The sequence below is a fragment of the Faecalimicrobium dakarense genome, from assembly GCF_000499525.1.
Taxonomy (GTDB): Bacteria; Bacillota; Clostridia; order Peptostreptococcales; family Peptostreptococcaceae; genus Faecalimicrobium; species Faecalimicrobium dakarense.
Map to the genome: position 1 here is coordinate 1 of NZ_HG529427.1, position 6,165 is coordinate 6,165.

At 27.4% G+C, this 6,165-nt stretch carries 6 protein-coding genes; 3 read left to right on the plus strand and 3 right to left on the minus strand.

Annotated features, from left to right (window positions below; translation table 11 throughout):
* Both BN899_RS16530 and BN899_RS16535 read right to left on the minus strand, forming a co-directional pair.
* On the minus strand, positions 1-779 hold a 779-nt coding region (locus BN899_RS16530; RefSeq protein ID WP_052356894.1), incomplete at its 3' end, for a hypothetical protein.
* A gap of 73 nt (positions 780-852) precedes the next feature.
* Positions 853-1,581: an HAD family hydrolase gene (locus BN899_RS16535; RefSeq protein ID WP_042277754.1), complete on the minus strand. Its 729-nt coding sequence runs from the start codon at positions 1,579-1,581 to the stop codon at positions 853-855.
* A gap of 273 nt (positions 1,582-1,854) precedes the next feature.
* Here BN899_RS16535 and BN899_RS16540 point away from each other — a divergent pair, with 273 nt between their 5' ends.
* The gene (locus BN899_RS16540; RefSeq protein WP_042277756.1) at positions 1,855-2,937 is read left to right on the plus strand and encodes a hypothetical protein; all 1,083 of its coding nucleotides are present in this window, start codon (positions 1,855-1,857) and stop codon (positions 2,935-2,937) included.
* Between the two features lie 146 nt (positions 2,938-3,083).
* Here the strand turns inward: BN899_RS16540 and BN899_RS19370 are convergent, their stop codons facing one another.
* Complete coding sequence (locus BN899_RS19370) at positions 3,084-3,638, minus strand: hypothetical protein (protein ID WP_042277758.1); 555 nt, start codon at positions 3,636-3,638, stop codon at positions 3,084-3,086.
* A gap of 202 nt (positions 3,639-3,840) precedes the next feature.
* Here BN899_RS19370 and BN899_RS16550 point away from each other — a divergent pair, with 202 nt between their 5' ends.
* Together BN899_RS16550 and BN899_RS16555 are read left to right on the plus strand one after the other, a co-directional pair.
* A complete protein-coding gene (locus BN899_RS16550) occupies positions 3,841-4,209 on the plus strand; it encodes an ArsR/SmtB family transcription factor (protein WP_042277760.1) in 369 nt (122 codons plus the stop codon).
* Positions 4,210-4,220: 11 nt separating this feature from the next.
* The coding region (locus tag BN899_RS16555) for a heavy metal translocating P-type ATPase (RefSeq protein WP_042277762.1) at positions 4,221-6,165 on the plus strand (1,945 nt) is incomplete at its 3' end.

Genomic DNA, 6,165 nt, shown 5'->3' on the forward strand with positions numbered 1-6,165 from the left:
ATAATTAAAGACCCAAAGTACTCCACTTGAGTTTTATTTATCTGATTATCACAATTAGCACAATGGAAAGATGTTGATTTAGAATTAAATGTATTAGATTCTTTATCGTATACCATTTTTGATTTGTCTGTAATTCCTACACTTGTTAAATCAGCAGAACATCTACTACAATTTTGAACTGTACAAATATTTTTAAGCTGATTTATAGATATACCTTTTATGACATTATTGCAATTACAGCAAACTGTTTTATCAAGTAAGCTTCTCGAAGTTTCAATTAATTTATTTTTCTCTAATGAAAATTTATAAACTATATCCTCTGATGCCTTATAACCAGATTCAAATATATTTACATTACAACTAGGACATATAAATTCAGGCTTATAAGATGTACTATTATTATTTTCATTACTTTCTATTTGAACTTCTTCTATCAGAATTTCATCATCATCTTGACCTAACGATCTTTTAAGATAGTTATGAATATCAATGTTATTGCTCTGAATAGCAACAGATATTAGATGTTCGCCTATATTTTTATAAGTTGTATTTTTAGATGGTAAATTTAAATCTATAAATTTATTTTCTAGAGCATATTTTAAAATAGGTAAAACATCGTATTTAGTTGCAAAGAAAAGTACCATTTCATCGAAAATCTGATCATTAATTTTATCCGTAAGGTCTATCCAAATATCAGGAGATTCAAGATAGACACTTTTGCTAAGTTTATCTATAGCCTCATCTAGAGACATATTAGACAAATTTTCTTTAACTTGCATTTTTAACCTCCCTTTAAAATAAGCAAAAGCTTAAGAAATATAATTTCAATAGCTATATACTATAATTTTAAAATTATATATCAAGCACATTAACGTTTGGAGATAAAGAGTAAACTATATCTTTTCTCTCAACGATTATCTGAGTATTTTTTGATATATTCACATCACTTGAAATATGGTTTAAAAGTTCTTTTGTAGGATTTATTGCAATAGGGTTACCTACTCTTCTAAGCATATTTATATCTCCATTAGTATCACCATAAGCGAAAGATTTTGATAAATCTACATTATATTTATCTACAAAATCATCTATAGCTGTATTTTTACTTTTAGAGTCCCACATTGGTATAACTGTCCCATTAAATGTTTCATTTTCAAATATATAGTCACTTCCAATAAAGTCTGTAACGTTATACTTTTTAGCCATTTTTTCAACTAAAAAATTAGGGCTACCAGATATAAATATTACTATATGACCATTATCTAAATGCCACTTTATTCTTGAACGAGTATATTTATAAACTCTGTCAGACTTTAATTTTATTACTTGATCACTAGTAAAATCTATACAAGTCTTATCAAGACCTATTAAAGATTTTACATATAGTTCACACACATCATCTAAGTAATCATCGTAATTTCCTTGTCTTTTATCCCAATCCATAAAAGTATCTCTGGCATGTTCAAACCATACCTTTTGGTCGATTATATCGTATTTAATTAACTTCTTAAAATGTTCAACCATAAGAGAGTCTCTATAAAGAGTACCGTCTATATCGAAAAAAGCTGCTATGTTTCCCATAAATATCACCTCGATTAAGCATTTATTTCATTATATTATAAATTATGTATAAGTTGTAATCTTAAATTAAATAATTTAAAATTATTTAATCTAAAAATAAATTATTAAAATATGATTAGTTTATATCATATTCAAAAACATATGCATTTATTACAATTAATTATGGTTTTACATATAATATAAATAAAAGTAAAAAGTAATAAATAATAAATCTTGTCTAAGTTTATATGTTAAACTCAAGTATAGAGATATAAAAGATAAGGATGTGAATTTATGGAATTCAATTTTGCAAAGATAACAAACTCAAGGCTTATGGGAAGTATGGGGCTTTTAATAGTATGGAAAGAAGATAAAGAAAATTTATATCAATATTTTTTGTTAGATGCAGAAGGATTAGGGTTAGCAGACTATGTAAGTCTAAAAAATCCAACTAAAGATGAAGCTTATAGAGAAGAAGAACGATTAATGGGCGGATTAGGTTCAGATAGAATAAAAATATCTGAAAAAGAGGCATTATTTTTAGTAAAATACTTTGGAAAGAAAAACTCTTATTATGAAAAGCCACTCCCTGGAGATGTTGAAGAATATATAGATATAATAGAAAATTATGAAACGGACTTAACTATTGAACAAATGTATCCAATAATATGTAAAGAGATAAATGACGAAGTAGAATTTATAAACTATATGACTATGAGATTTATTGCTTGGGATAAAGAGAGCTTAAGATATTTTTCAGGCAACGAAGAAATATCTAATATGCATATAACTAATATAAATGGAACGTTATTAAAAAATGAAGTAACTAGCAAAGGAAAAGGAAAATATATAAGTGAAGCATTATATGAAGATAATGACGGATATTATTTTTCTAAAATAGCATTTAGTATATGTAAAGATAATGGAAAGTTTAAAATAAACTCTATACTTGTTACAGATAAGGAACCTGTATATGATTTTGAAGTTTTTGATGAAATATCTAAACCAGAATATATAAGTATATATAAACTAAAAAATAAAGAATCGTTTTTAGAAAAGTTTTATATCGATAATCCATTTTTACTTAAAAGCGATATGGAAGATGGAGTATTTTTTACTAGATTTAATTTTAATAATAAACATGTTAAAGAAAATATATATGTAATAAATAATGATATAAAGGCAATCTATTATCAAATAGAAGATGATTTCTTTATTGGAACATATAGTGATAATTGTAGAAAGTATATAACTAAAATATTAGAGTGTAATTATAACGAGTATGTTGAGCGCCAAGAAGAACTATATTTTGAAGAAAATATATTATATGATTTTGTGGAGTCAGGATCAAATGATTTTTATGATTTTCTAGATTAAAAATTCAATTGCTCAAAAAAATAAAGTCATGAACTTAAACTAGTCATGACTTTATTTTGTATTTATAATATTGGGGGAATATTATGAGGAATACATTTATATTGTAGACAAATATAAAAATTTTATAACACATATTATAAAAAAATTTACATTTCTTCCTCGTCAAATTCCTCCATGTGTATTTGAGGCATGCCAGGCATCATCATATAAGGTGACATCATCCATGGCATCATCATACCATTCATCATAGGCATACCCTGAGGCATCATCATACCATTCATCATAGGCATACCTTGAGGCATCATAGGCATACCTTGAGGCATCATAGGCATACCTTGAGGCATCATCATACCATTCATCATAGGCATATTTTGAGGCATCATGTTGTTAGGCATTTGATAAGGCATACATTGCATAGGATTCATCATATCCATATAGAAGTCATCCATATCCTCATATTCAAAATCATTATCATTTTCTTGATTAGGGTATTGTCCCATCATAGAATTGTTCATATGAGGGTTCATATAAGTCATGTAACCACTATTAGTCATATTAGGATCCATTTGGTTATTTTGAAATGGCATGCCATTCATTGTATAAGGGTTTATATACATCATAGGATCTATATAAGGTCTAGGGTATATATAATTAGGATCCATGTCATCGTTTTGCTTGCTTGAAAACATATCAAAGTTCATAATTTATCAATCCTCCTAAAATACTATAAGTAAAACTTTTATAATTTGCTCTAATAATATATATATTAGAATAAAACTTATTATGTGTACTTTATAAGTTATTTTAAATTAAATAATTTTAGTTGCAAAAATTGGACATAAGTCATATAATGAATATATGAACAGTTATTCATATATTGCAATGAAAATTGGAGGATAAATTATGACAAAAGATATAAATACGTGCAATTGCACAGACATACATGATGAGGTAGTAAAAGAAGTTAAAAGCACAATGCCTCAAGAAGAAATGCTATATGATTTAGCAGAATTATTTAAAGTTTTTGGAGATACAACAAGGGTAAAAATATTATATGCACTATTTGCAAATGAAATGTGTGTATGCGATATAGCTGATTTACTAGGCATGACTCACTCAGCCATATCTCACCAGCTTAGAGTTCTAAAGCAAGCTAGATTAGTAAAGTTTAGAAAAGAAGGAAAGACAGTTTATTACTCATTAGATGATAGTCACATAAGTCAAATATTTGATTGTGGATTGAACCATATCAAGGAGACATATAAGAGATAGGAGGTATATACATGGGGGCTTGTAGTTTAATAAAAAAAGAAATTATTCTTGGAGGACTTAATTGTGCACACTGTGCAGAAGTAATAGGTGAAAAAGTATCTAAGTTAGAAGAAGTTGAATCTTCAAACTTAAACTTTATAAATAAAAAACTTACTGTTAATATAATAGATTCTTATGATGAAGAAAAAGTTATATTTAATATAATAGATATAATAAATAAAACGGAACCAGGACTTGATATACAAGTGCTAGGAGATTCAAAAAAAGTAAAAAGAGAGATTATTTTAGGGGGACTTAACTGTGCACACTGTGCAGAAGTTATAAATGAAAAAGTATCTAAGTTAGAAGAAATAGATTCTGCAAATTTAAACTTTATAAATAAAAAACTAACAGTAAACATAAAAAAATCTTTTGATGAAAAAGAAACTATAAATAAAATAGTAGGCATAGTAAATGCAACAGAACCAGGCTTAGATATACAAATAAATGATGAAAATATTAAAAAATCAGAAGTTAAAGAAGAAAAAAATGATTCAAATAAAAAAGATATAATAAAGCTTGCAATAGGGGCATTAGTATATATCTTTGGTATATATCAAATTGCGACTGGACTTGAAAGCAAACTTGCAGATGCAATGTTTATAATAGCATATGTAATAGTAGGTGGAGACGTTTTATTAAAAGCAGCGAAAAATGCTATAAGAGGTCAAATGTTTGATGAAAACTTCTTAATGTCTATAGCCACAGTTGGAGCATTAGCTATAGGTGAATTACCAGAAGCAGTAGGAGTTATGCTTTTCTATCAATTAGGAGAATTCTTACAAGGGATAGCAGTAGGAAAATCAAGAAAATCTATAACATCTCTTATGGAAATAAGACCAGATTATGCAAACTTAAAAGAAGGATCAGAACTTAAAGTAGTTTCTCCTGAAGAAGTTAAAATAGGGGATATAATAGTTGTAAAACCAGGAGAAAAAGTTCCTCTAGATGGTAGAGTAATAGATGGATATTCAATGGTAGATACATCTGCTCTTACAGGAGAATCTGTATTAAGAGAAGTTTCAAAAGGAGAAGATGTATTATCAGGGTTTATAAATAAAAATGCTTTATTAACTATAGAAGTTACTAAAGGGTTTGAAGAATCAACAGTTTCTAAAATATTAGATTTAGTTGAAAATGCAAGTAGTAAAAAATCTAAAACTGAAAACTTCATAACTAAGTTCTCAAAATACTATACACCAGCAGTAGTTATAGGAGCTCTTTTAGTGGCAGTTGTACCTCCAATTATAATACCTGGGGCTACATTTAGTGAGTGGTTATATAGAGGATTAGTATTCTTAGTTGTATCTTGTCCATGTGCATTAGTTCTATCTATACCACTTAGTTTCTTTAGTGGAATAGGATTTGCATCTAAAAATGGGATATTAATAAAAGGAAGTAATTATTTAGAAGCGCTTAGAAATGTTGATACAGTTGTATTTGATAAAACAGGAACACTTACAAAAGGTGTGTTTAATGTAACTAAGGTTAATGCAGTTGGAATATCTGAAGAACAATTATTAGAATACGCTGCTTTTGCAGAGGCTAATTCTAATCATCCAATAGCAAAATCAATATTAAACTACTACGATAAAAAAATAGATTTAGATAAAATAAGCAGTTATGAAGAAATTGCGGCTTATGGAATAAGAATAAATTACAATGATGAGCTTATTTTAGCAGGTAATGAAAAATTAATGAAAAAAGAAAATATATTCTATTCACCAGCGAAAGAAGTTGGAACAGTAGTTTATATAGCTGTTAATCAAGCGTATAGAGGATATATAGTAATCTCAGATGAAGTAAAAGAAGATAGTGCAAATGCTATAAGAAATTTAAAATCACTAGGAATTAAACAAACTGTGATGTTAACTGGTGATAATGAGAAAGTTGCAAATTCTATAGCGAAAGAACTTG

What these genes read in the sequence shown, in the direction of transcription:
- BN899_RS16540 (WP_042277756.1), top strand. Translation starts at nt 1,855, where the DNA reads ATGGAATTCAATTTTGCAAAGATAACAAACTCAAGGCTTATGGGAAGT.
- BN899_RS16535 (WP_042277754.1), bottom strand. Translation starts at nt 1,581, where the DNA reads ATGGGAAACATAGCAGCTTTTTTCGATATAGACGGTACTCTTTATAGA.
- BN899_RS16550 (WP_042277760.1), top strand. Translation starts at nt 3,841, where the DNA reads ATGACAAAAGATATAAATACGTGCAATTGCACAGACATACATGATGAG.
- BN899_RS19370 (WP_042277758.1), bottom strand. Translation starts at nt 3,638, where the DNA reads ATGAACTTTGATATGTTTTCAAGCAAGCAAAACGATGACATGGATCCT.